A 15657-nucleotide genomic window follows, 5' to 3' on the forward strand; every position below is an offset into this window, starting at 1 on the left:
TCATGCTTTTGACGACTTCTATCGGCCCTTCACTCGGAATAGATTTTGGCACTACGAACAGCTCCATCGCGTTTACCCACGGCGATAGCGAAGTTGAGTTGATCTCCTTCCCTGCCGGAACGGCGACGACGGAGTCATTCCGCTCGGTGCTGTACCTGGAGCAACAGAGGCATGCGAGTCGCACCCAGATCAAAGGATTCACCGGGCCGCAGGCGATCGAGCACTATCTTCGTGCCGAGCATAAGGGTCGGCTGATTCAGTCTCTCAAGTCCTATCTGACGAGCCGTACGCTGACTGGCACTGAAGTGTTTGGCCGGCGTTACACCATTGAAGACCTGATCGCTCGCATCCTTACCGATCTGAGATTGTCTGCCGAGCGGCAGTTGGGCAGGCCAGTGCGCCATGCGACGGTAGGGCGACCGGTGCGATTCGTTGGAGCTGAGAACGCAGAAGACGATGATTTTGCCGTGCAGCGTCTCAGGCAGGCGTTCGTTCATGCTGGTTTTGAGTCGGTCGAGTTTGAGATGGAGCCGATTGCGGCGGCTTACGCGTATGAGTCCACGCTGGATCACGATGAGCTGATTCTGATCGGAGACTTCGGCGGCGGTACAAGCGACTTCTCGCTGCTGCATGTTGGTCCCGGCGTTCGTGCGCGAGGTCGAACGGCGAAGGATCTTTTGGGTAACAGCGGATTGGGACTCGCGGGGGATAGTTTCGATGCGCGCATTGTTCGCAAGCTTGTGTCTCCAGCGTTGGGCTCAGACAGCTTCGAACGTTCCTACGCTCAGGCCCGAGACCGTCCGGCGAGCATTATCCCGGCGGCTCCGGCGTGGATTTATGCCAACCTGGAACGCTGGCACTATCTCTCGTTTCTGAAGACACGAAATGTTGCGGAGATTCTGAAGAGCGCACGTGCCCGGGCGCAGGAGCCGGAGAAGATTGAAGCGCTCATCAATTTGATCGAAGAGGATCTTGGATACCAGCTTCATCAGGCTGTCCAGCGTTTGAAGGTTGATCTGTCGCATCACGAGTCTGCGGAGTTTCGTTTTCGCGACGGGAGCATGGATCTTGTCGCGACGGTTGAGCGCACGGAGTTTGAAGGCTGGATCGCGGAAGACCTGCAGTCGATTGAGCGATGCGTCGATACTCTGCTGGCTACAAGCAACATTCCTGCAGGAGAGGTTGATCGGGTGTTTCTCACTGGAGGAACCAGCTTTGTGCCTGCGGTTCGTCGCATCTTCGAATCTCGATTCACTGCATCGCGCGTGCGCACGGGCAATGAATTTACCTCGGTTGCGCGAGGGCTCGCGCTGCGAGCTGAAGAGGTTCGTCTCACACGGAAGTAGCGATGGCTAGGGACGCTTTGGGGGAGTTAAGAAGCTGCGTTACCTGCTTCCCTTGCCCGCCAGAGTGCACCCTCCAGAGAACCGACGGCGCCTTCCATGACTTTGACACCGGGCGAGGATGTTTTGAGAGCGGCTACCATCGCGGAGCGAACGAGTGAGATGTGCTCGAGGATGCTTCAAGGCGCCAAGGGCCACCTGCTCCCCAAGCTCCACGCCTGCACGCTCGAGGACTGCGGTACCATCGCCAGAAACAGAGCCATAGCCTGAAATGATATGTCAGGTTCCAGGCAGCCGACGTCTCCGGGTGCAACCCCGTGCGAAACACTTATGGAAGAGGGATGCTGCGTGCATGCGCGCCGTCGCTATACACTTGCACGAATGCATGCTGCCGCACTTCCAACGCGCCTCCATCCCTTCGATCTTGGTCTGATTGTCGTCTACCTGATTGGTATTACGCTGTTTGGGCTTCGCTTTCGGAGTGGTAAAGATCCGAATGCGAGATCGCTGCGGAGCTATTTTCTGGCTGATCAGACGATCCCATGGTGGGCGATTGCACTGTCGATTGTCTCTGCAGAGACGAGCACGCTGACGATCATCAGCATTCCCGGGGTGGCGTTTGCGGGGGACTTCGGATTTCTGCAGATTGTGATCGGGTACATGTTGGGACGCGTGGTGGTGGCGTTGATCTTTTTGCCCAAATATTTCGAGGGCCGAATGCTAACCGCATATCAGCTGATCGATCAACGCTTCGGGCATACGCTGCACAAGGTGACGGCGGGATTATTTCTGTTGACTCGGGCTGCGGCGGAGGGAGTGCGGGTTTTTGCGGTGAGCATCGTGGTGGGGATCGCGATTGGGACGCGGGATGTATTGTCGATCGGGATTATCTCGGCACTTACACTGCTCTATACGTTTGAGGGCGGAATGGCGGCGGTGATCTGGACCGATGTGGTGCAGATGGCAATCTACATTGGCGGAACGATGGTTGCGATTTTTACGCTGGGGACGCATGTGCCCGGGGGATGGTCGCAGATTCACGACGTCGCAGCGGCGGCAGGCAAGTTTCGGCTCTTTCACTTCGCGCTGAACCTGACGCAGAGCTATACGTTTTGGGCGGGAGTGTTGGGGGGACGTTCCTGACCATGGCGTCGCATGGTACGGACCAGCTGATGGTGCAACGGATGCTGGCGGCGCGGAGTTTGCGGGAGTCGCGGCTGGCACTGCTGGGTAGCGGTGCCGTCATTTTTTTGCAGTTCACACTTTTTCTGCTGATCGGTGTGGGGTTGTATGTCTTCTACGGATTGCATCCAGCGGTGTTCGCGTCGGCAGATCGAATCTTCCCGACGTTCATTGTGCGGGAGATGCCGATTGGGATTGCGGGGCTGTTGGTGGCAGCGATTCTTGCGGCGGCAATGTCAAATTTGAGTGCTGCGTTGAACTCGCTCTCATCGACTACGGTGGTGGATTTCTATATGCATTGGCGGCCGGAGGCGGACGACCGCGAACGGATGATGATCTCGCGTGCGAGCACTGTGGTCTGGGCTCTGGTGCTGTTTGGAGTGGCGATGTATAGCGTGTTCGCCGGTGGAAAGGGTCACGTTGTGGAGGTGGGGTTGTCAATTGCTTCGGTGGCCTATGGGGCTTTGCTGGGTGTGTTTTTGCTGGGCTCACTCACTCGCTACGCCACGCAGACGGGAGCGATTCTGGGGATGATCTGCGGGTTTGGGTTGAATCTTTTGCTTTGGCTTTCTCCGGGTGTGATCAAAGTTGGACCGGTCACGATTCCGCATATCGCGTTTACCTGGTATGTGCTGATTGGGTCGATTGTTACCTTTGCGATTGGGTCCGTTGGTAGCTTGGTGTTTCGGGGTGATGGCAGTTCGCAGAAGTCGCAACGATCCACTGCTAAGGTGGCTGGGATTGTGATCGCGCTCTCACTTCCCTTTCTGCTTCCATCGCGAGGGGCTGCGGAAGAAGCACAAGTGGAGGCGAAGAAGGGCTACGACTTCAGCGCGGTTTCGACGCTTGTAGAGGATGCGATCAGCGCGAAGAAGATGCCGGGTGCGGTGGTGCTCGTCAACCACGATGGAAGAACTGTGTTCGAAAAGGCGTATGGAAATCGAGCGCTTGAGCCTGCGATCGAGCCGATGACGGAAGATACGGTCTTCGATATGGCTTCGCTGACGAAGTGTCTGGTGACGGCTACGGCGGTGATGCAGCTCTATGAGGCGCATAAGCTTCAGTTTGATGATTCGGTGGCGAAGTATCTGCCGGAGTTCGCGGTGAATGGGAAGCAGGCGGTCACAATTCGCGAGTTGCTGACGCACTACTCGGGTCTGCCGGAGGACGTCGACCTGAAGGATGCCTGGGGGCTGGCTACTCCGGATAAAGCGGAGGGGATTCGGCGGGCGATGAATGCGACGCTCGAGACTGTGCCGGGAACGCACTTCAAGTATTCGGACATTAACTTCATCACGTTAGGGGCGCTGGTGGAGAAGATCAGTGGGCAGTCGCTCGAGGAGTATGCGCAGGAGCATATCTTTGGACCGCTTGGGATGACGCATACGAGATATCTGCCGTTCGATCAGGCCTGCGGATCGTTTGAGGCGGTGGGATCAGCGATTGTTGGTAAGTCGAATTTTACGAGGAGCACCCAGCCGAACGGGCAGGTAACAGTGGCTCTATCCGACTACCCCTGCCCATCTCCGAAGTGGATTCCGTTCACACTAGATCCTCAGATCGCTCCTACAGCTTATGACGATCAGGGTACGGCGGCTACGAATCCTGACTTTGGCAATATGTTGCGCGGGACGGTACATGATCCGACGACTCGGCGGATGGGTGGAGTTGCGGGGCATGCTGGAGTGTTTTCTACGGCGGCGGATGTTTCGTTGTTTGCCCAGGCTCTGTTGGATAGGCTCGCGGGGAGGGCGAGCGACTTTCCGTTGAGTGAGACTACTTTGACGCTGATGACACAGCCGGAGCAGCCGTCGACCGCGGTGACGGGCGCGACGATCTTTACTTCAGACGGAAAGACGACGACGGGCGTGGCTGCTCGGGGATTTGGCTGGGACGTCAACTCGGGGTTTTCGCGGCCGCGCGGTGAGGTCTTTCCGATTGGGAGCTTCGGGCATACGGGATTCACCGGGACATCGCTGTGGATGGATCCGGAGAGTGACAGCTTCGTTATTATTTTGTCGAATGCGATTCATCCGCGTGGTGCGCCACCCATCTCGGTGTTGCGTGGGCAAGTGGCTTCTGCCGCGGCTAGGGCGCTGCGAGTTGGAGGGGAACATCCGAACATCATTGCTGGCTCTCAGACGCTCACCGGAGTTGATGTGCTGGAGGCTACTCACTTCGATGTTTTGGCTCAGGCTGCGAGACGCCATGGAAATCACTTGAGGCTGGGATTGCTGACGAACCAGACGGGGCTTGATCGGGAAGGAAGGCGGACGATCGACCTCCTGCAGCATAGTCTGCCGGAGGTGGAACTGAAGACGTTGTTCTCTCCGGAGCATGGCCTTCTGGGGACCAAAGATACTGTCAAGATCGGCAATGATGTGGATCCCGCGACAAAACTTCCGATACTAAGTCTTTATGGCGCGAAGCCTGAGCAACGCCGTCCCAGCCTCGAGTCTCTGAAGAATCTTGATGCTGTAGTGATTGATCTTCAGGACGTGGGGTTCGATTCTACACGTATGAGGCGCTGGTTGGGTACTTTCTGGAGGCGGCGGCGCAGGCGCATATTGAGATTATTCTGCTTGATCGTCCAAACCCAAACGGCGGTGTAGCGGTACAGGGGCCGGTGTCTGATGCCGGGGCGGAGTCCTATAACAACTACATGCCGATGCCCGTTCGTAATGGCATGACTCTCGGAGAGCTGGCGCTCTACTTCAACAGCGAACGACGAATCGCCGGCCCAACCTCTCCAAACATTCTGGTCCCCATTCATGCGCAGCTCATTGTTGTGCCGATGCAGAACTGGTCTCGGGCACAGTATTTTGATGAGACCGGGCTGAAGTGGGCGAATCCAAGCCCGAATCTACGCACTCCTACGGCGGCTACACTCTATCCCGCGGTGGGGCTGGCTGAGATGACGAACATCTCTGTTGGCCGCGGAACGGACAGGCCGTATGAGCATATTGGCGCACCATACATCAATGCGCCAGAACTGGCAGCTTACCTGACCGCGCGAAGGATTCCGGGTGTGAGTTTCACACCAACTAACTTTGCGGTTGCGGAGGATTCCAATCACTATCCCTCTCACGGGAAGATGATCCCCGGGATTGCTTTTACCGTGACTGATCGAGTTGCTTTCGACTCACCGGAGATGGGGATCGAACTGATCAGCGCGTTGCACCATCTCTATCCAGAGTTTCAGCTGGCAAAGGCTGCGTACCTGGTGACGAACGTGGATACGATGCAGGCGCTGACCAACATGGACAATCCACGGAAGATCGCAGCCGGATGGGCGACGGACCTGGCTGCTTTTGAGCGCCATCGCCAAAGCTACTTGCTTTATAAGTAATCCGACTGTGACAGGAATTGTGTACCATGCGCGCAACCGGAAGTCACAATATTCATTGGTCTCTTCGCTTTATTTACGTCACAATAGTAGAACGGTCGTAGATCGAGGGACCCCCGATGCCCCGCATCAATTTTCAACAGCAACTGGTAGCTCTCAAAGACAAGCTTCTTGCCATGGCCGCGCTCTCGCAGCAGGCTCTCTCATTGTCGTTAGAGGCTTATCTGACCGGGGATCTGAGCCTTTGCGAGCATGTGAAGGAGATCGAAGCGGCGATCAACGCGGCGGAGCGTGACGTGGATGAGATGGCGTACGACCTGCTGGCTAAAGAGCAGCCAATGGCGATCGATCTTCGCTTCATTCTGTCAGTGATTAAGATCAACGGCGACCTGGAACGCATCGGGGACCAGGCGACCAACATCGCTTCTCGTACGCAGTACCTACATGATTCGCCTAAGATCTCTCTGCCGATCGATATTCCGGACATGGGCGAGAAGGTTGGGGTGATGATCCGCCGGGCAATTCAATCGCTGCTGGAGGCGGACGCTAAGCTGGCAGAGTCCGTGCTGGCAATGGACGATGAGATCGACGATATGAACCGTGACGTTCAGAATGAGTTGATCGAGGTAATGCAACAGCATCCGGTGGTCAGCGGGCAGGCTTTGAATGCGATCATCATCTCGCGTAACCTGGAGCGCGCAGCGGACCACGCCACCAACATTGCCGAGGATGTGATCTTCTGGGTTCGTGGCTCGGATGTTCGACACAAGCTCTCACTCGCGGAAGCAGACTAACTTCCGAGTTTGGCTGGAATATGCGGCCTCGTAGAGGATCTCAGGATGGGACGCGGTGGCGTGCTTGACGTGTGGTTCTATGACAACTAACCTTAGACGTATGGTGAATTTGACCTCGCACCTATCCATCGCTTGTCGGGCATGTTGTCGCGACCTTGTGCGCCGTCGCCTTTGCCTAAGTGGTGGACTTACCGGATAAGTCTCCCTTTTTCTTAGCAAAGCCACCAGCGCCCACTTATACAGTGGGCTTTCTTGTTTCTGCCCCACACAAAAAGGATTCTTATCATGAGCACCGCCGGTATACCCGCCGTCAAAGAGACCAAAGCACAAAAGTCCGAACGCCTGAAGCTGGCGAAAAATCCGTGGGAGGCGTGGGAGGAGGTCCGCCAGTTCGCCAAAGAGGGCCGAGAATCGGTGCTTCCGGAGTGGGCGAACCTCTACTTCAAGTGGTGGGGGATTTATACACAGGGCGATGGGGTGGGAGCCACTGGAGGTATCGGCGGCGAGGGTAAGGCCACCGAATACTTCATGATGCGTATCGGGCTGCCGAACGGTATTCTGACCAGCGCTCAGTTGCGTGTCATTGCAGACCTTACGAAGAAGTACGGACGAGATCTGGCGGATATTACGACGCGCCAAAATATACAACTGCACTGGCTGACCATTGAGTCATTACCTGAGGTCGTTGATGCGCTTACTACGGTCGGGCTTAGTCCAAAGGGTGCGTGTGGTGATGTAGTTCGCAACGTGACCGGTTGCCCACTCGCCGGAATCGATGGGCACGAACTTATCGACGCTTCACCGCTGGCTGTGGAGATTGCACACAAGCTCACGGCTAATCCTGAGTTCTACAACCTGCCGCGCAAGTTCAAGATCTCTGTCACTGGCTGCCCGCTGTGGTGCTCGTACCCGGAGATCAATGACGTTGCACTGACTGCAATCAAGCGTACGGTCGACGGCAAGGAAGAGATTGGATATACGTTGCGGGTGGGGGAGGCCTGTCGACAGAACCTCATCTTGCGGTTCGTATTCCGGCATTTATCCGGCAGGATCAGGCGTACGAGGCTGTGCATGCCACGGCTGAGATCTTTCGAGAGCAGCAGGAGCTTCGTGAAAACCGCACTCGGGCTCGCATCAAATATCTTTTTATGCGGCATGGCTGGACTGCGGAGTCTTTCCTGGACGCCCTGGAGGCCAAGCTGGGTTACAAATTGGATCCCAGTCCTGCCGACGAAGACGTGATTCCTGACGATGTCTATCGCGATCACATTGGCATCGCGCCACAGCGTCAGGCTGGTTTGTCGTCGGTGGGAGCCAGTGTGTTGCGTGGTCGCATCTCGGGTGAGCAACTACATCAACTGGCGGAATTGGCCGAGCAGTATGGCAGCGGAGAGCTTCGCACAACGATCATGCAAAACATCCTCATCGTCAATGTGCCGAACGAAAAGGCGGCGGCTCTGGTACTGGCATTGAACGGGATGGAACTGCACGTGGATGTTTCAGCGTTCTGGCGGGGGGCGATAGCCTGCACCGGCACCGAATTTTGCAAGCTGGCGATCGCGGAGACGAAGGGCTTTTCAAAGTGGCTGGTAAGTGAGATGGAAGAGCGCCTTCCGGGCTTCGACCAACAGATCAAGCTCCACGTGACCGGTTGCACCAACAGCTGCGGACAGCACTGGATCGCGGATATTGGCCTTGAGGGCAAGAAGATAAAAAAGGACGGGAGATCGGTAGACGCATTCTATTTTTGCGTTGGAGGAGCGGTGGGCAGGTTTGCCGGACCGCTCGACCGCTGGGCTATCGCGCGGCGGCGGAAGATGTTCCGGATGCTATCGAGCGGTTGTTGCGTGGATATCTTGAGGCTCGTCGGCCGGAAGAAGATCTGCGAGCGTACTTCGCTCGCACCGATGACGATAGCCTTCGCGCTCAACTTGCGGGTACGATTGTCGATCCAGTGGAACGTGACGCTCCGCCAGTCGGTGCCGGCCGTCACGCGCCGGGAGAGTAGCCTAGTTCCATGGATCTTTTTCCTATCTTTCTGAAGATTGCTGCCCGGCCATGCATCGTGATTGGGGCCGGGAATCTTGCTGAAGCGAAGATCGACTCCCTGCTGGCCGCGCATGCCAAGGTTACAGTGATTGCGCCGGAAGCTCGTCCTCGCGTCGTCGAAATGGCGGTTGCGGGCGAGATCGAATGGGTGCGCCGAGGTTATATCGCAGGCGACCTATCGGGACAGTTCCTGGTGGTTGCTGCGACTGATAATCCTGTGGTGAATCGGGCTGTGTTCGAGGAAGCGATCGAGAACGACATCCTCTGCAACGCAGTGGACGATCCGCCGTTCTGCGATTTTTATTTTCCTTCTGTGGTGCGGCGTGGCGATCTACAAATCGCTATTTCGACCGCGGGAGCGAGTCCTGCACTGGCCCAGAGGCTGCGCAAAGAGATCAATGCGCAACTACCGCTCGACGTCGGGGATTGGCTGACCAACCTCGGTAATCTGCGGCGCGAGGTGACACAGATGGAGCCGCTAAATGAAGAGCGGAAGCTGCTTCTTCACCAACTCGCACAGCGTGAGGTGTGCGGTTATGAGGCCTGCCCGTCTCGTCTGCTTGCGCGCGAACATGCTTTGAAGAATCCATTACCTGAGAAGAAATCGTGAACGCTGCTGCCCAGCCTGGAACCGTCTATTTAGCAGGTGCAGGACCAGGTGATCCGAACCTGCTTACACTTCGGGTGCTTCGGCTGCTTGAAACCGCAGACCTGATCCTGCCCGATGATCTGGTCTCTGCTGAGATCTTGTCGCTGGCCCATGCCGGGGCTGAGGTTATACCGGTCGGGAAGCGATGTGGGCAGCCCCGTATTACACAAGCCGAGATTCACATTCTTATGCTGGAGGCGGCACAGGCCGGCAGGTCCGTGCTGCGGCTCAAGTCCGGCGATCCGCTGATTTTTGGGCGGGCGGGTGAGGAGATCGGTGCGCTGCGTGGGGCGAAGATTCCGTTCGAGATCGTCCCCGGTATTACGACCGCGTTTGCTGCGGCTGCAAGGCTAAGAACGCCGTTAACCGATCGCAGCGCAGCTTCGAAGCTGATACTTGCTACAGCGCATCACGCAGCGGAAAAGTTGGAGCTCACGCCGAAGTGGGCCGGGGCCCTCCCAGAGGACGCTACTCTGGTGATCTATATGCCGGGCCGCAAATTCCGCGCGTTGGCCGAGGATCTTATCTCCTCCGGCATCGCCGGCGATACGCCGTGTGTCGCAATCAGTAAGGCGACCACCCTCGATGAGCATGTCTACAGTACGACTCTTGCCCGACTCGACGACGGGGCTGTTGGTCCTGCTCCGGTGATCCTGCTGATCGGCAATGCCATTCAGGTGTCGGAGCAGGTAACAGGCAGCTAAGAGACTAGGCTTTGAATCTGCGACGAATCGCACCAGCTGCGCCGACCACTCCGGTTAGCACGAGGACATAGCTGGAAGGCTCTGGAACAACCGGGATTGTTGGAGGAGGTGTAGTCGGAGTGCCGGGTGTGCCGGGTGTACCTGGGGTTCCGGGTGTACCAGGGGTTCCTGGAGTGCCTGGTGTACCTGGTGTTCCTGGACTACCCGGGGTACCTGGAGGGACCGTCACACCTTTTCCGGGAGTGCCGGGACCGACTCCGCCGCCGCCGCCGAAGCCTGGAAAGTAGACGGGTGGGCCGCCCTGCGATGGAGTCTCCGGGGAGACGCCTTCATAGGAAGGAGGTGGCGGGACGTCATTGGCGGCAACCATCTCGCCCAGACCAGTTGGCAGCAGATCTATACCGTCGTTGGAACGGAGTTCGGAGTGGAAAGGAGCGGGTGTGTCCTCTGCCACGAGAGGCTCATCGCCGCCGCCGTCGGGTAGAACGCCGCACGCAAGGTTGATTCGGTGGAGCGTCTGCGGGCGGGTCATGCGCGGACCCCTTGCGACAGCAGGAACGAGCTTCGGCTTCGGCTGAACCTGAATCTTGCGCTGAGCGTACAGCTGGGCGCGGCGCTTTGCAGCGGCGATTCGCTGGAGCTGACGGGAGTGCGCCAGTTCGTGGCGATAGGCGACAAACCACCGCTCGCAGTCGGTGGATGCGCTTACGCACGATGCAGATGCACTTACAAAGATCACCAGAAGCAGAAGATAAGCAAAGCGACGCATAATTCACCCTAGGGAAGTTCTCGTCTGTAGTGAAGACCTGACGAATGTTGATGTAGAAGCAATCTCTGGGCCAAAGCAGATGGCTCCTTCCAACCTGCTAGATATTGCAATATTCAAGTAAAACCTTTGCACAGTTGGGAATATATTACCCTGCCCTAGCGAATTGTTTTCTCTTTTCTCTCTTTTGTTTACCAAATAGGGAATCTCATCAAAACTGACTTCACTTTATTCATAGATCGAGTCAAGCGTAGTCACGTTGGACTGCCAGTTGACCGCGACCGCTTGGAAAGAGAACGGTCCGTCGTGGTTCCGCAACTATTTGCACGCCGGGCCCCAAATTACACCCGAGCACAACATTTTCCCGAGTTTTGCGTTCTTATAGATCAGGATGCCGGCCTCTTCGAAAAACCGGATCCTGCAAAGCCACTGACGCCAGACGGCGTACTGGGCTTCGCTCAGGAGATCTGAAATGCGCTTCCTTCGTTATCTCGCTTTGCTCGCTATTCTGGTCATTCCGGCAGCGGCCTACTCCCACGCCCAAGTCTCAGTTGGGGTCGGCATTGGCGGCCCCGTTTATGGAGGCTACGGCTATGCCGCGCCGGTATGTTCGTACGGATACTACGGCTACTACCCCTATGCCTGCGCTCCTTACGGCTACTATGGCCCCTCGTGGTTTAGCGGCGGACTCTTCATCGGCGCCGGCCCATGGTATCGCGGTGGATACTACGGCTACCGGGGCGGATGGGGATATGGTTATCGCGGCGGATACGGTTACGGCTATCGTGGCGGCGTTGGATACCGCGGGGGCTACGGATACCGTGGCGGTTACGGTGGTGGATATCACGGTGGTGGCGGCTATGGCGGCGGCTATCGCGGCGCCTCTGGAGGCGGAGGCTTCCACGGCGGTGGAGGAGGAGGCTTCCATGGTGGTGGTGGCGGCGGAGGCTTCCACGGCGGCGGTGGCGGTGGCGGATTCCACGGTGGCGGCGGCGGTCACGGTGGTGGCGGACACCGGTAACGGTTGGTCAGTTGATTCATAAAACAGCGGCTGTGGGCTATATGCCCGCAGCCGCTTTTCTTTGAGAGATGAGAGACCACGCCTGGTCTTCCGGTCTCTGCTTGTCAATTATTCCACAACGATCTCAGGCCAGCCTGCTTTCGGCCTGTTTTGTGGCTTCGTAGATCTGATCGAAGGACTCGACGGCGTAGAGTACGGGCTGCATCTCGCTGGTCTGGAACTCCTGGTTGAGTACGGCGTCGAGGTTGAAGTCTTTGACCTCGCATCCTCCGGCGAGGACCCGGGTGCACTCACCGTGGGAGGAGATGAGGCCGCTGCCGTAGACCTTGATCTCGCCGTCCTGGCGGATGAGGCCGAACTCTACGGTGAACCAGAAGAGGCGGCCCATGCGCTCGAGTGCCACCGGATCGGTAAGGCGGGCGCAGATCTTTCCATAGCTTTCGAGGAAGTCGGCGAAGACGGGGTGGGCGTGCATGGGGACGTGGCCGAAGACGTCGTGAAAGATGTCCGGCTCGGGCGTGTACTCCATGGAGTCGCGGGAGCGGAGCCAGGTGGTGGTGGGGAACATGCGGGCCGCCAGCATCTCGAAGAAGGCGTCGGCGGGTAGGAAGCCGCTGACCGGGGTGGACTGCCAGCCGGTGCGCGGCTGTAGGAGGGCGCTGACCTCGGAGAGGTTCGGGAGTTGATCTTCGCGGAGCCCGATCTGTTGGAAGCCGTCTAGATATTCCTTGCAGGCGTGCTGGCGAAGCTGGGGCATGCGGCGGCTTACTAGTTCGCTCCAGATGGCGTGCTGCTCGGGGGTGTACTCCGCCCAGGTCTGTTCGATGAGGTATGGTGCGGCCACATGCAGCTTGCCTTGGGCCAGATTCAGGGTTGAGGTTGCGATTCCCATGGGTTGTGTTGTCGGCTCCTTATGCCAGCAGAAGGATACATCTTTCTGACGTCGATTGTGTTGCTTTGGATACCGGGTTATCCCCCCTGGGGGTACTTTATGCGCAACGTACTTAGATTAAACGACTTACAGGAATAAGTGCTTGCAAAGTATTGATTGTAAACGGGTTAATACTAAAGTCTTTTAATTCAGATAGTTAAGTATTTTTGGGCAGAGGAAAACCCCGACGTGTGCCGGGGTCTTTTCTTCTGATTTGAGTATAGCTGGTGGAGGGGAACTCATGCGCAAATCGGATCCTCTTGTTTATCAGCGAGTTAATGGACTTCGAGGCTTGACAGGTTTTGGGAGTTTGACTTGCGCCGGGTGATTGGCCGACGGAGTGGCTCGGCCGATCTCGTGGCTCTCAAAAGCGCAAATTGATCCGATGGGCTTCTGCCGATGCTCCGTATCCGCACTGCGGCGAAATCCCCGAGCCAGCCCCACTGTTCCACGCGGGATCGTGAAGGCGACGAAGATTCTGGTCAAAGAGTGTAACGTCCTCGAACGCTAAGGTCCGATCCGGAGGGTAGTCCTCACAGCGGATCACATAATAAGCTTCGAGCACGCCGCCGAACGCCCAGTTGAAGACCTGCCCGTCACTGGGAGTGTCGGCCAGGACGGTGCTCTGGCCGGTTGAAAGGTCAACGGAGAGCACATTCCAGGTGGCGCAACTCAAGGTGCCGGTCCCGCAGGTGTTGGTCATGGACCCATAGATCCTGTCACCCGTCTGGACGTTCACCGCCGGACTGGAGACTACGATGCCGCTCAGGCAGCAGTTCCAACTGGCGATCGTCCACTGCCCGCCATACAAACCGAGGACGGGCTGAAGAATGCTCGTCTGCTGGTCGTTGATATCTTCCAGTCCGGGGAAGAAGAAGAGAACCTGACCATCCTCGGCAAGCGGATGAGGGGGCACGGTCCACCTCGCGACAAGAGCCGCGTAGGAACGGGATGGGGAGCCAGTGGTGACGTTCGAGTTCTCTACCCAGCCGTTCACTTCGGGAGATTCTGCCGCGCTGGTCTTGCTGGTCTGTGGGGCATTCGGGCTCACAGTCCTCCCCGCCGGAGTGAAGTGAGGGTAGGCGCAGGAGGGAGTGCTGGCTTCAATGGAGCCGTCAGCATGTTGAAGGCGGTGGTTGGGTAACAGGTGTTCGCCCGGCTTGAGGACTTCAACGCACGAGAGTGGAAGTAACCGAACGGAGTAATCACAAAGCCGGCCGGTACGTTCGCGGGTCGGGAGGTCCCTGCCAGAGGAAGCTGCGGGGTGGCAGTCTCGTTGCCCTGAGCGGCGGACGAGACGCTAAGCACTGCGATGATGATCGGCAATGCCAGGAAGATCTGGACGTGTTTGACTAACCTGCCTGAAGGGAAGCTCATGGGGTCTCCTTAAGGTGCACCTAAGCTCAGCGCGGGGAATGAATTTTTAGAGGGGTGTTGGGCCGTCAGCCCGTACTCGCCGACCGGGTACAGGAAGTCGAAATTCTATTCCAAGGCAATAAAATTGAACAGTCTTTTTACAAATGCGACTTCGGCAGCGATCCTACAGGTGTAGTCTGCTCATAAATCAGCCAGGCTGGACACCGTCAGGAGCGCACAGGAAAAGTCAGCTTCGTGGGTAAGCTCACGCGGCACGCTGAGTTGGCTGACTTAGCGGTGAACGACGAAGTTTTGAGTGGAGCTACTGGCGTTGGTATTGATTTACATCTTGGCGCGGAGAGGCTGCGAGGGCTCGGTGTGCGGTGCCATCTGGCCTTCGGCGTCGCCCAGGTACTTCTTGAGCAGCTCATGGTGGAGACAGTAGAGAGCTAGCTCCAGACGATCGGAGACGCCTAGCTTGTCGTAGACCTTGCGGAGGTAGTTCTTGATGACCTGCTCGGTGGTGCCGATCTGGTAGGCGATCTCTTTGTTGCGCATGCCGCGGGTGATGCAGCTGATGATGGCGAGTTCTTTTTGGAGAGCTTGGGCTGGACCTTTGGGTCAGTGAGGCTGGTGGCCTGGGAGCGGTAGGCTTCGATGACCCAGCTGATGGACTGATTGTCGATCCAGGTCTCGCCCTCGGCGATCTTGCGGACGCACTTGACGAGGAGATCGGGGGAGATGGAGCGGGGCACGACTCCGCGAACGCCGCGGCGGTAGAGCTCGACGGTGTTGGACTCGTCGGCCTCGGTGACCTGAACGATGAGCTTGGCTTCGGGGGCCTGACGGACGAGTTCGGGGATGGCGTCGATGGTGCCGGAGATGAGCTGGCCCTCGAGCAGAACGACGTCGGTGGGGTAGCGCTGAAGAGCGGCGTAGAGGTTCTGGAGCGTTTCCACCTGTGCGACGACGCGGATATCGTCTTCGAGCGCAAAGACCTTCTTCATTCCCACGCGGTAGATGGCCTGCGAGTCTGCGAGGATGACACGAATTCCCGCAGTAGGAGCGGACTCCTCTTCTGGAAGGTCTTCGTTGCTTCGGATTGGGTCAAAATTAACTACTGTCATAGATCAAGCCTTTAAAGAATATTCGTCGATCACAGCGGCGGCTTTTTTCGTTCCATTCTGCAAATAGTGGCGTACGACACGACCAATGCAATGGATGGTGACATCATTTGCGGCGCCCATCACTGCAGCGGGCATTGCGATCGTGAACTCAATTCTGCTATCCACCCGCGGCAACTGATCACTTACAAAAAGCAGACCGTTGGCCGAGATGTTCTCGGTCATTGCGTCCAGTTCGCCGTCCTCGGTCTGCACCCGTATAGGAAGTCTCATAGGGAAACGTACTGCGGTGCGAACTGGATTTTCCCCATTTGGCATCTGCCACTGAGCCACTCGACCTCCTCCGGACCTGAATTGCAGATAGGACATAAACGCGCAAACCCGCCAATGCT

15 protein-coding genes and 3 pseudogenes are annotated in these 15657 nt (G+C 57.4%); 11 read left to right on the plus strand and 7 right to left on the minus strand.

Annotation, left to right across the window (positions count from 1 at the left end; all coding sequences use genetic code 11):
* Positions 1-8: 8 nt before the first annotated feature.
* The 9 genes and pseudogenes from RBB80_RS25240 (at position 9) to cobA (ending at position 10067) form a co-directional block, all read left to right on the plus strand.
* On the plus strand, positions 9-1346 hold the full coding sequence (locus tag RBB80_RS25240; protein ID WP_433965051.1) for an Hsp70 family protein: 1338 nt from the start codon (positions 9-11) through the stop codon (positions 1344-1346).
* Positions 1347-1691: 345 nt separating this feature from the next.
* Positions 1692-2486 carry a sodium:solute symporter family transporter gene (locus RBB80_RS25245; RefSeq protein WP_433965052.1) on the plus strand — a complete coding sequence of 265 codons (795 nt, stop codon included), beginning with the start codon at positions 1692-1694 and terminating at the stop codon, positions 2484-2486.
* Between the two features lie 41 nt (positions 2487-2527).
* Positions 2528-5340 (plus strand): annotated as a pseudogene (locus RBB80_RS25250) (sodium:solute symporter family transporter); the annotation flags it as partial.
* A 99-nt stretch (positions 5341-5439) separates the two neighbouring features.
* Entirely contained in the window at positions 5440-5874 is a 435-nt protein-coding gene (locus tag RBB80_RS25255; RefSeq protein WP_433969861.1) for a hypothetical protein, read from the plus strand.
* Between the two features lie 116 nt (positions 5875-5990).
* On the plus strand, positions 5991-6665 hold the full coding sequence (gene phoU, locus RBB80_RS25260; protein WP_433965053.1) for a phosphate signaling complex protein PhoU: 675 nt from the start codon (positions 5991-5993) through the stop codon (positions 6663-6665).
* Positions 6666-7196: 531 nt separating this feature from the next.
* Positions 7197-7813 (plus strand): annotated as a pseudogene (locus tag RBB80_RS25265) (nitrite reductase); the annotation flags it as partial.
* 90 nt (positions 7814-7903) lie between these two features.
* The gene (locus tag RBB80_RS25270; protein ID WP_433969862.1) at positions 7904-8707 is read left to right on the plus strand and encodes a hypothetical protein; all 804 of its coding nucleotides are present in this window, start codon (positions 7904-7906) and stop codon (positions 8705-8707) included.
* Positions 8683-9324, plus strand: coding sequence for a precorrin-2 dehydrogenase/sirohydrochlorin ferrochelatase family protein (locus RBB80_RS25275; RefSeq protein WP_433965054.1), 642 nt, complete (start codon positions 8683-8685; stop codon positions 9322-9324). The genes RBB80_RS25270 and RBB80_RS25275 overlap by 25 nt, the downstream gene beginning before the upstream one ends.
* The gene (gene cobA / locus RBB80_RS25280) at positions 9321-10067 is read left to right on the plus strand and encodes a uroporphyrinogen-III C-methyltransferase (protein ID WP_433965055.1); all 747 of its coding nucleotides are present in this window, start codon (positions 9321-9323) and stop codon (positions 10065-10067) included. Before RBB80_RS25275 ends, cobA begins: the two co-directional genes overlap by 4 nt.
* 4 nt (positions 10068-10071) lie before the next feature.
* Here the strand turns inward: cobA and RBB80_RS25285 are convergent, their stop codons facing one another.
* Positions 10072-10836: a PEP-CTERM sorting domain-containing protein gene (locus RBB80_RS25285; protein WP_433965056.1), complete on the minus strand. Its 765-nt coding sequence runs from the start codon at positions 10834-10836 to the stop codon at positions 10072-10074.
* A gap of 469 nt (positions 10837-11305) precedes the next feature.
* Here RBB80_RS25285 and RBB80_RS25290 point away from each other — a divergent pair, with 469 nt between their 5' ends.
* The gene (locus RBB80_RS25290; RefSeq protein WP_433965057.1) at positions 11306-11854 is read left to right on the plus strand and encodes a hypothetical protein; all 549 of its coding nucleotides are present in this window, start codon (positions 11306-11308) and stop codon (positions 11852-11854) included.
* Between the two features lie 124 nt (positions 11855-11978).
* On the opposite strand, the gene RBB80_RS25295 is transcribed toward RBB80_RS25290, so the two are convergent.
* A complete protein-coding gene (locus RBB80_RS25295; protein ID WP_433965058.1) occupies positions 11979-12746 on the minus strand; it encodes a phenylalanine 4-monooxygenase in 768 nt (255 codons plus the stop codon).
* A 49-nt stretch (positions 12747-12795) separates the two neighbouring features.
* Between RBB80_RS25295 and RBB80_RS25300 the strand changes: the two are divergent.
* Positions 12796-12867: pseudogene (locus RBB80_RS25300) on the plus strand ((2Fe-2S)-binding protein); the annotation flags it as partial.
* Between the two features lie 282 nt (positions 12868-13149).
* Here the strand turns inward: RBB80_RS25300 and RBB80_RS25305 are convergent.
* From RBB80_RS25305 to RBB80_RS25325, 5 genes are all read right to left on the minus strand, one after another.
* Positions 13150-13836, minus strand: a complete 687-nt coding sequence (locus RBB80_RS25305; protein WP_433965059.1) for a hypothetical protein — start codon at positions 13834-13836, stop codon at positions 13150-13152.
* Entirely contained in the window at positions 13833-14162 is a 330-nt protein-coding gene (locus tag RBB80_RS25310) for a hypothetical protein (RefSeq protein WP_433965060.1), read from the minus strand. The genes RBB80_RS25305 and RBB80_RS25310 overlap by 4 nt, the downstream gene beginning before the upstream one ends.
* Positions 14163-14483: 321 nt before the next feature.
* Positions 14484-14699, minus strand: a complete 216-nt coding sequence (locus RBB80_RS25315; RefSeq protein WP_433965061.1) for a LuxR C-terminal-related transcriptional regulator — start codon at positions 14697-14699, stop codon at positions 14484-14486.
* Complete coding sequence (locus RBB80_RS25320) at positions 14615-15268, minus strand: response regulator (RefSeq protein ID WP_433965062.1); 654 nt, start codon at positions 15266-15268, stop codon at positions 14615-14617. The genes RBB80_RS25315 and RBB80_RS25320 overlap by 85 nt, the downstream gene beginning before the upstream one ends.
* 3 nt (positions 15269-15271) lie before the next feature.
* Positions 15272-15598 (minus strand): PilZ domain-containing protein, encoded by a 327-nt coding sequence (locus tag RBB80_RS25325; protein WP_433965063.1) that lies wholly within the window; start codon positions 15596-15598, stop codon positions 15272-15274.
* Positions 15599-15657 lie beyond the last annotated feature (59 nt).

The organism is Tunturiibacter gelidiferens (assembly GCF_051013345.1).
Taxonomy (GTDB): Bacteria; Acidobacteriota; Terriglobia; order Terriglobales; family Acidobacteriaceae; genus Edaphobacter; species Edaphobacter gelidiferens_A.

Bases quoted from the DNA above. Each gene is read 5' to 3' on its own strand.
- RBB80_RS25255 (WP_433969861.1), top strand. From the start codon at position 5,440: ATGACGAACATCTCTGTTGGCCGCGGAACGGACAGGCCGTATGAGCAT.
- phoU (WP_433965053.1), top strand. From the start codon at position 5,991: ATGCCCCGCATCAATTTTCAACAGCAACTGGTAGCTCTCAAAGACAAG.
- RBB80_RS25275 (WP_433965054.1), top strand. From the start codon at position 8,683: ATGGATCTTTTTCCTATCTTTCTGAAGATTGCTGCCCGGCCATGCATC.
- RBB80_RS25285 (WP_433965056.1), bottom strand. From the start codon at position 10,836: ATGCGTCGCTTTGCTTATCTTCTGCTTCTGGTGATCTTTGTAAGTGCA.
- RBB80_RS25290 (WP_433965057.1), top strand. From the start codon at position 11,306: ATGCGCTTCCTTCGTTATCTCGCTTTGCTCGCTATTCTGGTCATTCCG.
- RBB80_RS25295 (WP_433965058.1), bottom strand. From the start codon at position 12,746: ATGGGAATCGCAACCTCAACCCTGAATCTGGCCCAAGGCAAGCTGCAT.
- RBB80_RS25310 (WP_433965060.1), bottom strand. From the start codon at position 14,162: ATGAGCTTCCCTTCAGGCAGGTTAGTCAAACACGTCCAGATCTTCCTG.
- RBB80_RS25315 (WP_433965061.1), bottom strand. From the start codon at position 14,699: ATGCGCAACAAAGAGATCGCCTACCAGATCGGCACCACCGAGCAGGTC.
- RBB80_RS25320 (WP_433965062.1), bottom strand. From the start codon at position 15,268: ATGACAGTAGTTAATTTTGACCCAATCCGAAGCAACGAAGACCTTCCA.